This window comes from Mediterraneibacter flintii, from assembly GCF_055387595.1.
Map to the genome: position 1 here is coordinate 1,711,172 of NZ_AP031405.1, position 14,397 is coordinate 1,725,568.

A 14,397-nucleotide genomic window follows, 5' to 3' on the forward strand; every position below is an offset into this window, starting at 1 on the left:
AACGCACTTTTTTCATAGATACTATCAAAAAGGAGAGTGATATAATGGGACAGAAAGAATGTACAAAAGAAAATATAAATGTCAAACCATTTGCATACGCGATTTCACTGATAAATGGAAAGTGGAAAATGCACATATTGTTTTGGTTATGGAAAAAAGAAATACTCCGATACAGTGAATTAAAGCGTTTATTAGGGAAAGTAACGCATAAAATGCTTAGCAGTCAGTTAAAAGAATTAGAAGAAAGTGGAATTATTATCCGTACGGAATATCCCCAAGTTCCTCCTAAGGTGGAATATGCTCTTTCTGACATGGGAAAAAGTATGATGCCGATTTTACAATCCTTTTGTAAATGGGGAATGGAGCATATGCCTGCTGATTGGGAATGAGAAACAAATATATACGATAAAGAAAGAAGGGGATTCTTATGGATATTCGTGTTTTAGAGTACTTCCTCATGGTTGCAAGGGAGGAAAACATCACAAAGGCGGCGGGCCTTCTCCATGTAACACAGCCGACGCTTTCCAGACAGCTTATGCAGTTGGAGGAAGAACTTGGTACAAAGCTGTTTGAGCGCACCAATCACAGTGTGATACTCACAAATGAAGGAATGTTATTTCGCAGGAGAGCGCAGGACATTGTGTCCCTTGCGGAAAAGGCAAAAAGCGAAGTCACGCAAAATGAGGATACGCTGTCGGGGATTATTTCCATTGGCTGTAATGAACTGAAAAGCGTACGGGAGCTTGCGAAAAATATGACCGTTTTTCAGGAGCGCTTCCCGAAAGTGAAATTTGAGCTGTACAGCGGTTCCAATGAAGAAATACAGGAGCGCATGGAACAGGGAACGCTGGATATCGGACTGTTTTTACAACCCTTTGGACTGGAGAAGTATGAGACTCTGCCCATGCAGACAAAAGAACGGTGGGGTGTCCTGATTCATAAAGAGGCTCCTCTTGCAGAGCAGGCGGCAATATATCCCGGTGATTTAGTCGGAACTTTGGTCTTTACTATCCATATCAATACGCCCGCGCATACAGAATTGAAAGAATGGTCGGGAGAGTTTGCCAAGGATATGGATTTCAGCGCAAATTATAATGTACTGCACAATGCGGTGATTGTTGCCCGTGAAAGAAAAGGTGCGGTGATCTGTCTGGAGCAGGATTGCCATTATGACGATATGAAATTTTTGCCTCTTGATCCGGAGTTATCCGTCGGGTCAACGCTGGCGTGGAAAAGAGGACGGGTCGTTTCTCGGGCGACGAGAACCTTTCTTCAATTTTTACAGGAACAAAAGGCGCAGGAGGAAGGAAAGGGATTTCGCTAAGTATTTTACGAGTGTTTATGGCGGAAGATTGAAATGCAAAAAACGAATGACGGTTGTATGAATATAAGCATTTTACATTCTTATGTCGTTCTTTTATACTGTATGTGTACAAAACAAAAGGGAGTACACATACAGTTTTTTTCTTTCGCAGGAATCTTTGTTCCTTGAGAAAAAAGTCCTGCCGGACGGGAAGCTGAAGCAGGCGTGTTCGCTTTGATGAGAGGAGGCGTGATGGAAACAGAGGAGACACTAAGATGCCGGCTCCGGGAAATAGGGTTTTCCGAAGAAGAAATTCACTATTACTTTAAGTTACTTGCCGCCGGAGAGTGTTCAAATTTAGAACGGTTACGGATGTTGGGCGATAAGCGGAAGGAAACTTTGGAGCAGATTCATAGTCTGGAGCAGAACATTATGGAAATGGATATTATGAGAAGTGAAATAAGGAAGAAAGATTAGGAGGTTTTTTATGGAGTACATTACGTTAAGCAATGGGGTAAGGATACCAATGCTTGGCTACGGCTGTTTCCTGATTAGTCCGCAGGAATGTGAGCGCTGTGTGTCCGACGCGATTGAAGTGGGATACCGCGCCATTGATACGGCGCAGGCCTATTACAACGAGGAAGGCGTGGGAGAGGCGGTCAGCAAGGCGATTGCCGCAGGAAAGGTAAAACGCGGGGACTTATTCCTTACCACAAAAGTGTGGATTATGAACGCGGGCTATGAAAAGGCGAAACAGTCCATTGAGGAATCCTTACAGAAGCTGAAAACCGATTATATCGATTTGCTGTTGATTCATCAGGCATTTAACGATTACTACGGCACATGGCGGGCCATGGAGGAGGCGTATAAAAACGGAAAAGTACGGGCAATCGGCGTCAGCAATTTTTATGCAGACCGCTTTCTGGATTTGGCGCTTTTCAGCGAGATAAAACCCATGGTCAATCAGCTCGAAACCCATGTGTTCCAACAGCACAGAAACGACAGGAGTTTCATGGAAAAATATGGGGCGCATATAGAAGCGTGGGCGCCGTTCGCCCGCGGGGAAAATATTTTTATGAATCACGAGGACGCGGCGCAGATGGAGAGTTTCTTTGCGCGGTTCAAAGTGAAATAAAGGAGGGAACGACATGGAATATGTAACATTAAGAAACGGCGTACAAATGCCGATACTTGGCTATGGCGTCTATCAGATTGACAACGAAGCAACCAAAAGATGCGTACTGGACGCGATAGATGTGGGTTATCGTTCTATTGACACCGCGCAGGCGTACTACAACGAAGAAGGTGTCGGAGAAGCGGTGGCGCAGGCAGTCGCAGAAGGAACGGTAAAGAGAGAGGAGCTGTTTCTGACGACAAAGGTCTGGATTCGTCATGCGGGATATGAGAAAGCGAAAGCGTCCATTGACGAATCCTTGCAAAAACTTAGGACGGACTATGTCGATTTGCTTCTGGTTCATCAGCCCTTTGGGGATTATTACGGCACATGGCGCGCCATGGAGGAAGCCTATAAAGCGGGAAAAGCGCGGGCAATCGGCGTCAGCAATTTTTATCCCGATCGATTTGTGGATTTGGCGAATTTCTGCGAGATCCGCCCCATGGTCAATCAGGTGGAAACTCATGTGTTCCAGCAGCAGAAAGCGGCAAGGCCGTTTCTGGAGAAATACGGGGCGCAGATCGAATCCTGGGGGCCGTTTGCCGAAGGAAAGATGGATATATTCACCAATCCCGTCTTGACCGTAATCGGCAAAAAGTACGGAAAATCTGCGGCACAGATTGCTTTGCGTTTTCTTGTACAAAGCGGTGTGGTCGTGATTCCAAAGTCTGTTCGCAGAGCGCGCATGGAGGAAAATTTCAACGTGTTTGATTTTTCATTGAGCGTGGAGGACATAAAGGCAATCGAAGCGTTGGACGGCGGAGAAACCTTGTTTTTGCATCACCAGAAACCGGAGACGGTGGAGTGGTTTATGACGATTTTATAAGTGGGAGGTAAGGAAAAATGGAATTTTCAGAAGTAATCAAAAACCGGTATTCCTGCAAGAAGTTCGACGGACGGCAGGTAGAAAAAGAACAGTTGGACGCAATTTTGGAGGCGGGACGTCTGGCTCCGACAGCGAAGAACCTGCAGGAACAGAAAATCTATGTGGTTCAGACAGAGGAAGGGCTGGCGAAAATCGATAAGGTAACGCCTTGCCGTTACGGGGCAGGCACAGTCCTTGTGGTCGCGTATGATAAGGAGAATGTATTTACTTATCCGGGAGAGAAGCGGGATTCCGGCGTGGAGGACGCGACAATCGTAGCGACCCACCTGATGCTGGCGGCTCAGGCAAACGGGGTGGACAGTTGTTGGATCAATTTCTTTGATCCGGAGGTCATGGCAAAGGAGCTTGCACTGCCGGAAAATGAAGAAGTACTGATGATGCTCGATTTGGGCTATGCCGCGGAAGGAACAGGGCCCCTTGCCCCGCATAGCCGGAGAAAAGAACTTTCAGAAACCGTCGTTTATTTATAAGATTCCGAATATTTTGCAGAATTGTGGGAGCACGTAGTGCGAAACAATTCGTCTGGAATCTTTTTACAGCTTAATCTTTATAAGGAGGTACCTAAAATGAGCAAAACTTTAGTGGCGTATTTTTCTGCCAGCGGAATAACGGCGAAGCTGGCAAATACTTTAGCAGAGACAGTCGGCGCGGATTTATATGAAATCCGTCCGGCAGAGCCTTATACCAATGCGGATTTGGACTGGACGAACAAAAAAAGCCGAAGCAGCAGGGAGATGGAGGATAAATCCTTCCGGCCGGCGATAGCGGGGAAAGTAGAGAATATGGAACAGTATGACCGGATTTTCGTGGGTTTCCCGATCTGGTGGTATGTAGCGCCGACCATTATCAACACATTTTTGGAGCAGTATGATCTTACGGGGAAAACGGTCATTCCCTTTGCTACATCCGGTATGAGTGGCATGGGAAACACCAATGCAGAGCTCAAAGATTCCTGCAAGGGAGCCAACCTGAAAGAAGGAAAACGCTTTGGCGCAAGAGCGAAGGCTTCTGAACTGAAAAGCTGGGCAGAAAAATTTTAAGAAAACAGGAGGAGACAAAGATGATTCGTCATATTTTTATGTGTACGATAAAAGATGGTGTGTCTGATGAAGTGGTAGAAAAGAAAATGGCTGAAATGCGCGGGATGAAGGACAGCGTGCCGGAGATTGAAGCGATTACGGCGGCAAGGAATCTGGGCTTAGCAGGCCCGAGTAATGTGGTTACTATGATTGTTGATTTGAAGGATAAGGCGGCCTTCGAGGCGTTGATGGCAAGCAAGGCGCATACAGAGGTTGCGGCGAAGGCGGACGAGGCGTTTCGTACCGACAGTTTCGTATTGGCGCAGATTGAAATGTAGGCAAAAGGGGCTGATTTCTAAATGTGAAATCGGCCCTTCATTTATGAAAAAAGAAATTGGCAAACGCTGAAAGTTTAAGCCAAATATATTTTTATAGATGGCAGCTAGCAGAGCTACGTTCCGCAGGTACAGTCGAAAAAATAAATCAGCAATTTGCTTTAAAGAGAATCTGTTTGAAGGCGATATATATGTGATACGGGGCAGGATATAGGAGAACACTTCCCTATAGACGAAGGAAAAACTTCTGACTGGAAGTCTGTAGCAGCGTGAAGTCGATTCTTTTCTGTCTGAAATTATAAACTTAAGCTGGCGAAAGTGTAAGTGCAAGAAGGCGTGTGTTGCAAAAGTGAGGAATTCCGGCGAAGCCCTGACGAACGTTGCAATACACGCCCTCTTGCGCGAACTATTTCGTCAATTAACTTTATATTTTTTTCTTTTTTTGGCTGACAGCCAGTATCATAAACAGGAAGGAGAAGGCAATCAGCATCCATATGACAAATACGGACGTACTTTGTTTACTGAACATGTCATAATATCCTTTCAGGTAAATGATGACAACAATCCAGGGGAGTACATAGGTCATATAACCGCGGACAAATTGAGGAAATTTTAAGCCTTCTCCGGAATTTGCTTCTTGGATAAAGTTATCCCACCCCCAGCCATTCTTATGCGTACAGAAGAGCAGATACACAACAGAACCAAGAGGAAGGATGTTGTTGGATACGAGGAAATCTTCCATATCCATGATTGTAGTGCCTGCTCCGAGGGGCTGAAATCCGGATAACAGATTGAATCCCAGAATACAGGGGATACTTAACAAAGTGATCAATACGATATTAATTCCCACAGATTTTTTTCGGGTGAAATGGAATAAGTCCATTCCAAATGAGACAATATTTTCAAATACGCCAACAATCGTGGAGAGGGCAGCGAAAAATAAAAACAGAAAGAATAAAGCGCCCCATAGACGGCCTCCGGGCATCTGTGCGAAAATATTCGGCAACGTGACAAAGACGAGACCGGGGCCTACATCCGGTTCTACGCCAAAAGCAAAGCAGGCTGGAATTACAATCAGGCCTGCGGTGAGCGCCACGAAGGTATCAAGAAGAACAATGCTCAAAGACTCTCCTGTAAGAGAACGGGATTTGTCCAGATAACTGCCGAAGATTGCCATACCGCCCATTCCAATACTCAAGGTAAAGAACGCCTGACTCATAGCGCCGAAGATAACGTTTCCGATGCCGTTTTCCTTCATTCTTTCAAAGTCAGGTACAAGATAAAATTTAAGACCTTCAGCGGAGCCGGATAAGGTGACGGAGCGTACGGCAAGAATGACCATAATGGCAAGCAGACAGAGCATGGTGATTTTCATGATCTTTTCAACACCCTTTTGCAGGCCGATGCTGCAGATTCCAAATGAAATCAGAACTACGACAACTGTCCAGAATAAAAGGAGACCTGGAGACTGCAGCATGGCCTCATATTTTTGTGTCACTTGCGCTGTATTTGCATTCAGAAATTCTCCTTTCGCCATGCGGAAACAATAATAAAGCATCCATCCGCCGACGCAGGAATAGAACATGACAAGGATATAATTTCCGGCAATTGCAAACCAGCGGGTGTGATGCCAGCGTGAATGCGGAGGCTCCAATGTATTGTAGGAGGTGGCAATGCTTTTCTGGCTGGCACGCCCTACACTAAATTCACAGACAATGATCGGCATGCCAAGGATAATAAGGAACAAAAGATAAATTAAAATAAATGCAGCGCCGCCGTATTTACCTGTCATGTACGGGAATTTCCACACATTTCCAAGCCCTATGGCACAGCCGGCTGAAACAAGAATGAACCCGAGACGGGAACCGAATTTTTCTCTTTTCATATAAGTAGTCCTTTCCAATCAAAATACAAATCAGGAACTTTAAACATCAGTATAAAACCGCAGTAACTTCTTCAGTATACCATAGATAGGGAGAAAGGGAAATAAAAACAATTAAGAAACATCAAGTGAAACAATAAGAAAGGTCAAGACAGGCCTTGTGAAGCCTCTTTTTTTATGGTAAGATTAGTGGCGTAAAAGTTCGAATTTAGGAGGAAATTATGGAAAATGAAACCGTTTCAAAAAATTTTATAGAGCAGGAAATAGATAAAGATCTGGCAGAAGGTGTTTATGACCACGTCTGTACTCGTTTCCCGCCGGAACCAAACGGCTATCTTCATATCGGGCATGCAAAGTCCATACTTTTAAACTATGGGCTGGCACAGAAGTACAATGGAGAATTCCATATGCGTTTTGACGATACAAATCCGACAAAGGAAAAGGTGGAGTTTGTAGATTCCATAAAAGAGGATATTAAATGGCTGGGGGCAGATTGGAAGGAACATCTGTACTTTGCATCCAGTTATTTCGAAAAAATGTATGAATGTGCAGTAAAGCTGATAAAAAAAGGAAAGGCATATGTCTGTGATTTATCTCCGGACGAGATTAGACAGTATCGCGGGACACTGACAGAGCCTGGGAAAGAAAGCCCATACAGAAATCGAAGTGTAGAAGAAAATCTGGAGCTTTTTACTGCGATGAAGGAAGGCAAATTTCAGGACGGAGAAAGAGTTTTAAGAGCAAAGATTGATATGGCATCCCCCAATATTAACATGAGAGATCCGATTCTCTATCGTGTGGCGCATATGAGCCACCACAATACAGGGGATGCATGGTGTATTTATCCGATGTATGATTTTGCGCATCCGATAGAGGATGCCATTGAGGGAATTACCCATTCTATATGTACGCTGGAATTCGAAGATCACAGGCCGTTATATGACTGGGTTGTAAAGGAATGCGAATTCAAAAATCCTCCGCGGCAGATTGAATTTGCAAAGCTGTATTTGACAAATGTAGTGACAGGAAAAAGATACATTAAAAAGCTGGTAGAAGACGGTATCGTAGACGGTTGGGATGATCCGCGCCTTGTCTCTATCGCCGCACTTAGAAGGCGGGGCTTTACACCTGAATCCATTAAAATGTTTGTGGACATGTGCGGGGTATCCAAAAGCCAGAGCTCTGTAGATTATGCGATGTTAGAGTACTGTATTCGGGAAGATTTGAAGATGAAAAAGCCAAGAATGATGGCAGTATTAGATCCGATCAAGCTGGTAATTGACAATTATCCGGAAGGACAGGTAGAGTATCTGGATGTTGCAAATAATCTGGAGAATGAGGAGCTGGGCAGTCGGAAGGTTCCGTTTTGCAGAGAATTATACATTGAGAGAGAGGATTTTATGGAGGAGCCCCCAAAGAAATATTTCCGGCTGTTCCCGGGAAACGAGGTTCGTCTGATGCATGCATATTTTGTGAAATGTGAAAGCTTCGTAAAAGATGAAAACGGGAATATTACAGAAGTACACTGCACGTATGATCCGGAAACGAAAGCAGGCAGCGGGTTTACCGGCAGAAAGGTAAAGGGAACTATTCACTGGGTGCCGGCTCCTTATGCGAAAAAGGCAGAAGTACGGCTGTATGAAAATTTGATTGATGAGGAAAAGGGCGTTTATAATAAGGAGGACGGTTCTTTAAACCTAAATCCAAATTCTTTGAAAGTGATAAAAGATGCATATGTAGAGCCAAGCTTTGACGGAACAAAAGCGTATGACAGTTTCCAGTTTGTAAGAAACGGGTATTACTGTGTGGACGCGAAAGACTCTGTACCGGAAGCACTCGTATTTAACAGGATTGTCTCTTTAAAAAGTTCATTTAAGCTGCCGAAATAGTGAAAATGAGAAGATAAAAGAAGAAAATCGGCAGATTTAAGAGATGAAATGGCAGGTGTCTTTAAGATGGAAGGGCAGCCTGCCTCGTTTTTATATCATAGGAAAGTCCTTCGGACTAATTTATGATATAAAAGCCCTTCGGGCGGGATGCGCACGCCGCAATAAGGAAATTTTACCGCTTTGCGGTATTGCGGCGGCGCGCAAAGTGAACAAGCCCATCAAGAGTGAGGGGCAGGGGAGTTGAAGTGGGCTTGCCCACTTTGTTCTAAAAAGTAGCTTGGTCTAGAAAGGAAAAATACATATGAACGAACTGACCATTCATCTACATCCTGATTCGAAAACTCCATTATACGAGCAGATTTATGCTTATATTAAACAGGACATACAAGAAGGGAGAATAAAAAGTGGGGAAAGACTGCCGTCTACAAGACAGCTTTGCCGGTATTTAGAGGTGAGCAGAAGTACGGTAGAGCTTGCCTATGAGCAGCTTTTGTCAGAAGGGTACGTAGAAGCGCAGCCATGCAGAGGATATTTTGTCTCTGATGTGGAAGGGCTGTACAGGCTGAAACGGTCTGTAAAAACAACAGGAGAAGAGACGAAAAAGAAAAAGCAACAGTACACTTACGATTTTACGCCAAATGGAGTAGATTTGAGAAGCTTTCCTTATAATGCGTGGAGAAAGCTTTCCAGGGAAAGCCTGGGGGATGATAAAGCAGAATTATTTCGTCTGGGAGATCCGCAGGGTGAATATGGGCTCAGGAGTGCGATTGGCAGCTATCTTCATCAGGCAAGAGGGGTCAACTGTGAGCCGGAGCAGATTATTGTGGGAGCAGGGAATGACTATCTTTTGATGCTTCTGACTACAATCATAGGAACAGCGCATAAGGTAGCGTTGGAGAATCCAACATACAGACAGGCATACCGCCTGTTTAAAAACCTTTCCTATGAGGTTTGTACGGTAGATATGGATGCAAAAGGCATGTGCATTTCAGAATTAAAGAAGTCAAAGGCGGATATCGCGTTTGTCATGCCTTCTCATCAATATCCTTTGGGAATTATTATGCCGATCAAGAGGCGGATGGAGCTGCTAAAATGGGCGGAGGAGGAAGCGGGGCGTTATATAATTGAAGATGACTATGACAGTGAATTCCGCTATAAAGGAAAGCCGATTCCGGCGCTGCAGGGATATGACGTACATGAGAAAGTAATTTATACAGGGACATTTTCCAAATCGATTGCTCCGGCAATTCGAATGGGATATATGGTTTTGCCAAAACCGATTTTAGAACTGTATACAGAGAAATGCCGGTTTTTAAATTCCACAGTGTCTAAAGTCGATCAATTGATTTTGCAGAGATTTATAGAAAACGGATATTATGAGAGGCATCTGAATAAAACAAGGGCGCTGTATAAAAGCAGACATGACACACTTCTTAATTGCCTGAAGGAGACAAAAATAAAATGCAGCATTTCAGGCGAAAATGCAGGAGTGCATCTTTTGCTTCATTTTTCAGATGTGGAAGAAGCAGTACTGCTAGAAAAAGCGGCGCAAAGGGGAATCAAGGTATATGGGCTTTCTGAATATTTTGTCGGAGACAGGAAAGAAAAAGAAGAGCAAATGCGAAAAAAAGAGGCGGTTATTCTGCTGGGATATGCGAATATGGGAGAACAGAAAATACAGGAGGCTGTAAAGCTGCTTAAGGAAGCGTGGGAATGAAGTCAGATAAAAGGCGATGTTACAGACAGAAATACTGTATTTGTAACATCGCCTTTGACATATTAAACTTCCTTCTGCGTATCAGATTCTTTTTCTTTTGAAGCTTCTTCTGTATTTTCTTTTTCATTTTTCTGAAGTGAAACATATTCCCTGTCAGAAACCGGTTTTAAATCAATATCTAAATCAAAATCCTCATCTTCTGTAAAATCAGAATCATCTCCGGCTAAACAATTGTCGTCTGAACAATTTCCCTTACAGAAATATGCAATAATAAGTCCGATTGCAGTACCGACGGCAGCCAGAACCAAAAAACATTTTAAAAACTTTTTCAATGCAACGGTCTCCTTTCTGTCAGATGACTGCCTGCCTACAAAAGCAAAGACAGGTAAATCAATATTCATTGTAATACTTTTTTTATATAAAGACAAGGCTTGATAACTTTTATTTTGCAAATATAGTAATTTGTGCTAAACTGATACCATGTTAAGCAGGGGAACACAAAAAGGGCAGCGTATAAAGGAGCAAAAAGGAAATGGAAAACAGGGCTGCGAAAAAGGCAAAAAAGGGAATTTTAAGCGTGATATTTGGGCGGACTGCCCTGATTCTGGCATTGATATTGGTTCAGCTGTATTTTATGCTTACAGTTGCGACGATCCTGCATGAATATGCGGTTTATGTATACGGAATATCGACGGTCATAGGCGCTGGAGTCATTGTTTATATTATAAATGAAAGAGGAAATCCGGCGTTTAATATGACATGGGTTCTGCTGATACTAATTTTTCCAGCGTTCGGATGTCTGTTTTATCTCTATGTGAAATCCCAGATAGGAACCAGGTATATTGGAAAACGCTTAAATAAACTGCGGCTTGAAACCCATCCTTATATGGAACAGAGAACGGAAATTATAGAAAACTTAAGAGAGAGCAAACCGGCGGATGCAAATCTTGCCTATTATATGAAATATCAATTAGATTTTCCTACATATCAGAATACACAGATGGAGTATTTCCCAAGTGGAGAAGCATGGTTTCCTGTTCTTATGGAGGAGCTGAAAAAAGCGGAAAAATTTATTTTCATGGAGTATTTTATTGTGGCGGAAGGAAAGATGTGGGACAGTATCCTTGAAATTCTAAAGTCCAAAGCAAAGCAGGGAGTGGAAGTTCGATTTATGTATGACGGCATGTGCAGTATGTCCCTTTTGCCTTATGGGTATCCAAAAGAAATCAGGAAATTGGGGATTCAATGCAAGATGTTCAGTCCTATCCGTCCTGTGCTTTCCACAACGCAGAATAATCGGGATCATAGAAAAATCTGTGTGATAGATGGGAAGACTGGGTTTACAGGAGGTCTGAATCTGGCAGATGAATACATCAATGAAAAAGAAAGGTTTGGCTATTGGAAGGATACGGCGATCCTGCTCCGAGGAGACGCGGTGCAGAGTATGACGATGCTTTTTCTCCAGATGTGGAATGTAACAGAAACGCGGCCAGAGAACTATAAAGCATATTTGACAAAAATGAAACCGTATATTGATAAAGAAAGCGGATTCGTGCTTCCTTATGGAGACAGTCCATATGACCATGAAAATGTAGGAGAGGAAGTGTATTTTCATATTTTAAACCACGCCAAAAGGTATGTGCACATTATGACGCCATATCTGATTTTGGACAATGAGATGCTGGATACGCTGACACATGTTGCGAAAACAGGAATTGAGGTCAGCATTATCATGCCGCATATACCGGATAAGTGGTATGCGTTTGCAGTGGCAAAGACATTTTACAAAGATTTGATTCAGTCCGGTGTACAGATTTATGAGTTTACTCCAGGATTTGTACACGCAAAAAGCTTTGTGTCTGATGATGACACAGCGGCAGTAGGCTCTATCAATTTGGATTACAGGAGCTTGTATCTACATTACGAATGTGGTGTCTTTGTCTATGATAATCCCGTAGTGGCAAAAGTGGAACAGGATTTTCAAGAGACGCTTGAAAAATGTCAGCTGGTGACGCTAGAGGATGTGCGTAGGTGTAATCCATTTATGAAACTGTGCGGAAGGGTGTTAAGACTGATTGCGCCCTTGATGTAACCCGAACATTTGGTGTTTATAAAAAGAAGGTATCCAAGACGGAGCGTTTTAGAACGCGTCTATAATCCTGGATACCTTCTCAATGTATTCGAAGGATAAGCCTATTTTGGTTGAACTATTTTTACTGAAGTTCTATTGTCTTTGTTCCGAGCTCTTCCCCCATAAAGCTGGCAGTAGCAGTTAAGGTAATAGGCTTATCTGCATAGTTTGCATTATAGGTAATACAGGTGGTTACAGTACCTCCTGGTTTTACTTCAGCCATACTTGCGCTGACCAGGGCGTCGTATGGTTCTCCCGTCGGAGCAACCCCAGAATTTAATGTTTCAACGGTGGCATCGGTTTCCTGCGTTAAAGTCATATAAAGCGGCCATACAGCGACAGGTGACTTGTTTTCGTCACTGTTGTTTGTATATTCATAAGTAATAACGACAGCAGGTACACCAAGGCTGTAATTGTTTTCCGCTGGAATAATTTCTGTGTTGGTGATTTTGATGATACAATCCTCTGTCTGAAGTACATCATCTTTGAAGTAAACAGTCTCTTCTTCTGCTTCCTCTTCTGCGGGAGCTTCTGTCTCCTCTTTGGCTTTTCCAGAATCATCAGAGGAATCTCCACATGCGGCGAGGCCGAAACATACAGTAAGTGCCAATAAAGTTGCAAGAATTTTCTTTTTCATAGATTTTCCCTTTCTTTTTGTTTTTCTTTTTCAGTATACTTAGAAAAGGCAGAACAAAGTGGGCTTGCCCACTTTGCGCGCCGCCGCAATACCGCAAAGCGGTAAAATTTCCTTATTGCGGCGTGCGTATCCCGCCCGGAGGGCTTATTATATAATAAAAGCCTTCTGTACCTAATATACAGAAGGTAAGTGGGTTTTGGTATGCACAGAGCATACTTGATGCAGAGCATATATTCTTTTAGGAGGGCTTTATTGTATAAGGAACGAAGCTTCTTATACAGTGAAAAGTCAAAGAATGACTTCCCATACAAGTACATATAAAAATAGAATAGAGAAAGAGAATAGAAACAGTGCACATTTTAATAGAATACGGTAAATGGCAGGCCAGTTGGAAAAATTTTTAATATGGGCTTCATAATTTCCAATATTTCCAAAAATTCCAAAAGGTACATAAAAAAGAAAAATCAGTATCATCCAGTAGCTGGCTGTTTCAGAGCCAAATGGAAGGGTTAAATCCAGAGAAGAAACCGTTAGGATAATAAGAAGTAGATAGCCGAGGATACTGCACAGAATATGCAGGGGTTTCTTTTTGTGGAAGCCAGGGAGCAGAGTCAGAAGTCTCTGGAAAGGCCTGTATGTTTTGGCAGCAGAGGTACATGCAGGGTACTTTATCTGGCAGTGTCTAAGGGCAGACTGCAGCTCTTCGATAGAAGAAAAACGGTTTTTTGGATCGATCTGCGTGCACCGAAGGATAATACCAGAAAAGGCGGTATCCGAGGAAATCTGTTCTGCAGGAAGTTTACCTGTAAGCATATAATTGAGAAGCACACCGAGCGAGTAGATGTCGCTTCGTTCGTCGGTCTGTCCAAAACCAAACTGTTCTGGCGGAGCAAAACCGGCAGTTCCAAGAAGCACTGTATCCTGCGACTGATTTGGCTTTTTGAAACGTGCGATTCCAAAATCAATCAATTTGACAATATGATCTGTGGAAATTACAATGTTCCCGGGTGTAATGTCTCGGTGAATGATCCCTTTTTTATGTAAAAAGGAAAGAACATTGCATAGCTGTAATATATAGGAAAGGGTACCCTCTCTGGAAAAAAGGCTGCCCTGCTGGATTGTCTGAGCAATTGTCTTTCCGCTGACATATTCAGTCAGCGCATAGTAATGGCCATCAAGCATATAGGTTTCAAATATCCTGGATAAATTTGGATGTGAGTATTCTTTTAGAATTTGGTATAATTCATACTGCTCAAGAGTAAGCTGTTTTTTGACGGCAAGCGTACCTGTCGATTTTTCCTTTACAAGAAAGGTAGAACAGTCCTTCCCGTCCTGTAAAGGAGAGAGAAGCTCGTATGCATTTTCCAGATAGGCACTTTTTAAATTGGACATGGGACACCGCCTTTGTTGATTTTTTTATAGAA

Annotated in this window: 15 protein-coding genes; 11 read left to right on the forward strand and 4 right to left on the reverse strand. The window is 43.1% G+C overall.

What is annotated here, in order from left to right; genetic code table 11:
• Window positions 1-44 precede the first annotated feature (44 nt).
• The 8 genes from ACZ5C4_RS08045 to ACZ5C4_RS08080 all read left to right on the forward strand — a co-directional run bounded on the left by ACZ5C4_RS08045 (window position 45) and on the right by ACZ5C4_RS08080 (window position 4,720).
• Entirely contained in the window at window positions 45-389 is a 345-nt protein-coding gene (locus ACZ5C4_RS08045; protein WP_464520547.1) for a winged helix-turn-helix transcriptional regulator, read from the forward strand.
• 38 nt (window positions 390-427) lie between these two features.
• On the forward strand, window positions 428-1,324 hold the full coding sequence (locus ACZ5C4_RS08050) for a LysR family transcriptional regulator (protein ID WP_464520548.1): 897 nt from the start codon (window positions 428-430) through the stop codon (window positions 1,322-1,324).
• Between the two features lie 231 nt (window positions 1,325-1,555).
• Window positions 1,556-1,780 carry a MerR family transcriptional regulator gene (locus tag ACZ5C4_RS08055; protein ID WP_464520549.1) on the forward strand — a complete coding sequence of 75 codons (225 nt, stop codon included), beginning with the start codon at window positions 1,556-1,558 and terminating at the stop codon, window positions 1,778-1,780.
• 10 nt (window positions 1,781-1,790) lie between these two features.
• Window positions 1,791-2,438, forward strand: coding sequence for an aldo/keto reductase (locus ACZ5C4_RS08060; RefSeq protein WP_464520550.1), 648 nt, complete (start codon window positions 1,791-1,793; stop codon window positions 2,436-2,438).
• Window positions 2,439-2,451: 13 nt separating this feature from the next.
• On the forward strand, window positions 2,452-3,303 hold the full coding sequence (locus ACZ5C4_RS08065) for an aldo/keto reductase (RefSeq protein ID WP_464520551.1): 852 nt from the start codon (window positions 2,452-2,454) through the stop codon (window positions 3,301-3,303).
• 17 nt (window positions 3,304-3,320) lie between these two features.
• Window positions 3,321-3,833, forward strand: coding sequence for a nitroreductase family protein (locus ACZ5C4_RS08070; RefSeq protein ID WP_464520552.1), 513 nt, complete (start codon window positions 3,321-3,323; stop codon window positions 3,831-3,833).
• A gap of 96 nt (window positions 3,834-3,929) precedes the next feature.
• A complete protein-coding gene (locus ACZ5C4_RS08075) occupies window positions 3,930-4,403 on the forward strand; it encodes a flavodoxin (protein ID WP_464520553.1) in 474 nt (157 codons plus the stop codon).
• Between the two features lie 20 nt (window positions 4,404-4,423).
• Window positions 4,424-4,720: a Dabb family protein gene (locus ACZ5C4_RS08080; protein WP_464520554.1), complete on the forward strand. Its 297-nt coding sequence runs from the start codon at window positions 4,424-4,426 to the stop codon at window positions 4,718-4,720.
• 421 nt (window positions 4,721-5,141) lie between these two features.
• Here the strand turns inward: ACZ5C4_RS08080 and ACZ5C4_RS08085 are convergent, their stop codons facing one another.
• Window positions 5,142-6,602 carry a sodium-dependent transporter gene (locus ACZ5C4_RS08085; protein WP_464520555.1) on the reverse strand — a complete coding sequence of 487 codons (1,461 nt, stop codon included), beginning with the start codon at window positions 6,600-6,602 and terminating at the stop codon, window positions 5,142-5,144.
• A 218-nt stretch (window positions 6,603-6,820) separates the two neighbouring features.
• On the opposite strand from ACZ5C4_RS08085, the gene ACZ5C4_RS08090 reads away from it, so the two are divergent.
• Together ACZ5C4_RS08090 and pdxR are read left to right on the forward strand one after the other, a co-directional pair.
• Window positions 6,821-8,488, forward strand: a complete 1,668-nt coding sequence (locus ACZ5C4_RS08090; RefSeq protein WP_464520556.1) for a glutamine--tRNA ligase/YqeY domain fusion protein — start codon at window positions 6,821-6,823, stop codon at window positions 8,486-8,488.
• 301 nt (window positions 8,489-8,789) lie between these two features.
• A complete protein-coding gene (gene pdxR, locus ACZ5C4_RS08095) occupies window positions 8,790-10,205 on the forward strand; it encodes a MocR-like pyridoxine biosynthesis transcription factor PdxR (RefSeq protein ID WP_464520557.1) in 1,416 nt (471 codons plus the stop codon).
• Between the two features lie 62 nt (window positions 10,206-10,267).
• On the opposite strand, the gene ACZ5C4_RS08100 is transcribed toward pdxR, so the two are convergent.
• Entirely contained in the window at window positions 10,268-10,537 is a 270-nt protein-coding gene (locus ACZ5C4_RS08100) for a hypothetical protein (protein WP_464520558.1), read from the reverse strand.
• Window positions 10,538-10,737: 200 nt separating this feature from the next.
• Between ACZ5C4_RS08100 and cls the strand changes: the two genes are divergently transcribed.
• Complete coding sequence (gene cls, locus ACZ5C4_RS08105) at window positions 10,738-12,297, forward strand: cardiolipin synthase (protein ID WP_464520559.1); 1,560 nt, start codon at window positions 10,738-10,740, stop codon at window positions 12,295-12,297.
• A 121-nt stretch (window positions 12,298-12,418) separates the two neighbouring features.
• On the opposite strand, the gene ACZ5C4_RS08110 is transcribed toward cls, so the two are convergent.
• Together ACZ5C4_RS08110 and ACZ5C4_RS08115 are read right to left on the reverse strand one after the other, a co-directional pair.
• Window positions 12,419-12,973: a DUF5067 domain-containing protein gene (locus ACZ5C4_RS08110; protein ID WP_464520560.1), complete on the reverse strand. Its 555-nt coding sequence runs from the start codon at window positions 12,971-12,973 to the stop codon at window positions 12,419-12,421.
• Between the two features lie 288 nt (window positions 12,974-13,261).
• Window positions 13,262-14,365, reverse strand: coding sequence for a serine/threonine protein kinase (locus ACZ5C4_RS08115; RefSeq protein ID WP_464520561.1), 1,104 nt, complete (start codon window positions 14,363-14,365; stop codon window positions 13,262-13,264).
• Window positions 14,366-14,397 lie beyond the last annotated feature (32 nt).

Coding starts and splice junctions, on each gene's coding strand:
- ACZ5C4_RS08050 (WP_464520548.1), top strand. CDS start 428: ATGGATATTCGTGTTTTAGAGTACTTCCTCATGGTTGCAAGGGAGGAA.
- ACZ5C4_RS08065 (WP_464520551.1), top strand. CDS start 2,452: ATGGAATATGTAACATTAAGAAACGGCGTACAAATGCCGATACTTGGC.
- ACZ5C4_RS08115 (WP_464520561.1), bottom strand. CDS start 14,365: ATGTCCAATTTAAAAAGTGCCTATCTGGAAAATGCATACGAGCTTCTC.
- ACZ5C4_RS08045 (WP_464520547.1), top strand. CDS start 45: ATGGGACAGAAAGAATGTACAAAAGAAAATATAAATGTCAAACCATTT.
- ACZ5C4_RS08080 (WP_464520554.1), top strand. CDS start 4,424: ATGATTCGTCATATTTTTATGTGTACGATAAAAGATGGTGTGTCTGAT.
- ACZ5C4_RS08085 (WP_464520555.1), bottom strand. CDS start 6,602: ATGAAAAGAGAAAAATTCGGTTCCCGTCTCGGGTTCATTCTTGTTTCA.
- ACZ5C4_RS08070 (WP_464520552.1), top strand. CDS start 3,321: ATGGAATTTTCAGAAGTAATCAAAAACCGGTATTCCTGCAAGAAGTTC.
- cls (WP_464520559.1), top strand. CDS start 10,738: ATGGAAAACAGGGCTGCGAAAAAGGCAAAAAAGGGAATTTTAAGCGTG.
- ACZ5C4_RS08090 (WP_464520556.1), top strand. CDS start 6,821: ATGGAAAATGAAACCGTTTCAAAAAATTTTATAGAGCAGGAAATAGAT.
- ACZ5C4_RS08055 (WP_464520549.1), top strand. CDS start 1,556: ATGGAAACAGAGGAGACACTAAGATGCCGGCTCCGGGAAATAGGGTTT.
- ACZ5C4_RS08075 (WP_464520553.1), top strand. CDS start 3,930: ATGAGCAAAACTTTAGTGGCGTATTTTTCTGCCAGCGGAATAACGGCG.
- pdxR (WP_464520557.1), top strand. CDS start 8,790: ATGAACGAACTGACCATTCATCTACATCCTGATTCGAAAACTCCATTA.
- ACZ5C4_RS08110 (WP_464520560.1), bottom strand. CDS start 12,973: ATGAAAAAGAAAATTCTTGCAACTTTATTGGCACTTACTGTATGTTTC.
- ACZ5C4_RS08060 (WP_464520550.1), top strand. CDS start 1,791: ATGGAGTACATTACGTTAAGCAATGGGGTAAGGATACCAATGCTTGGC.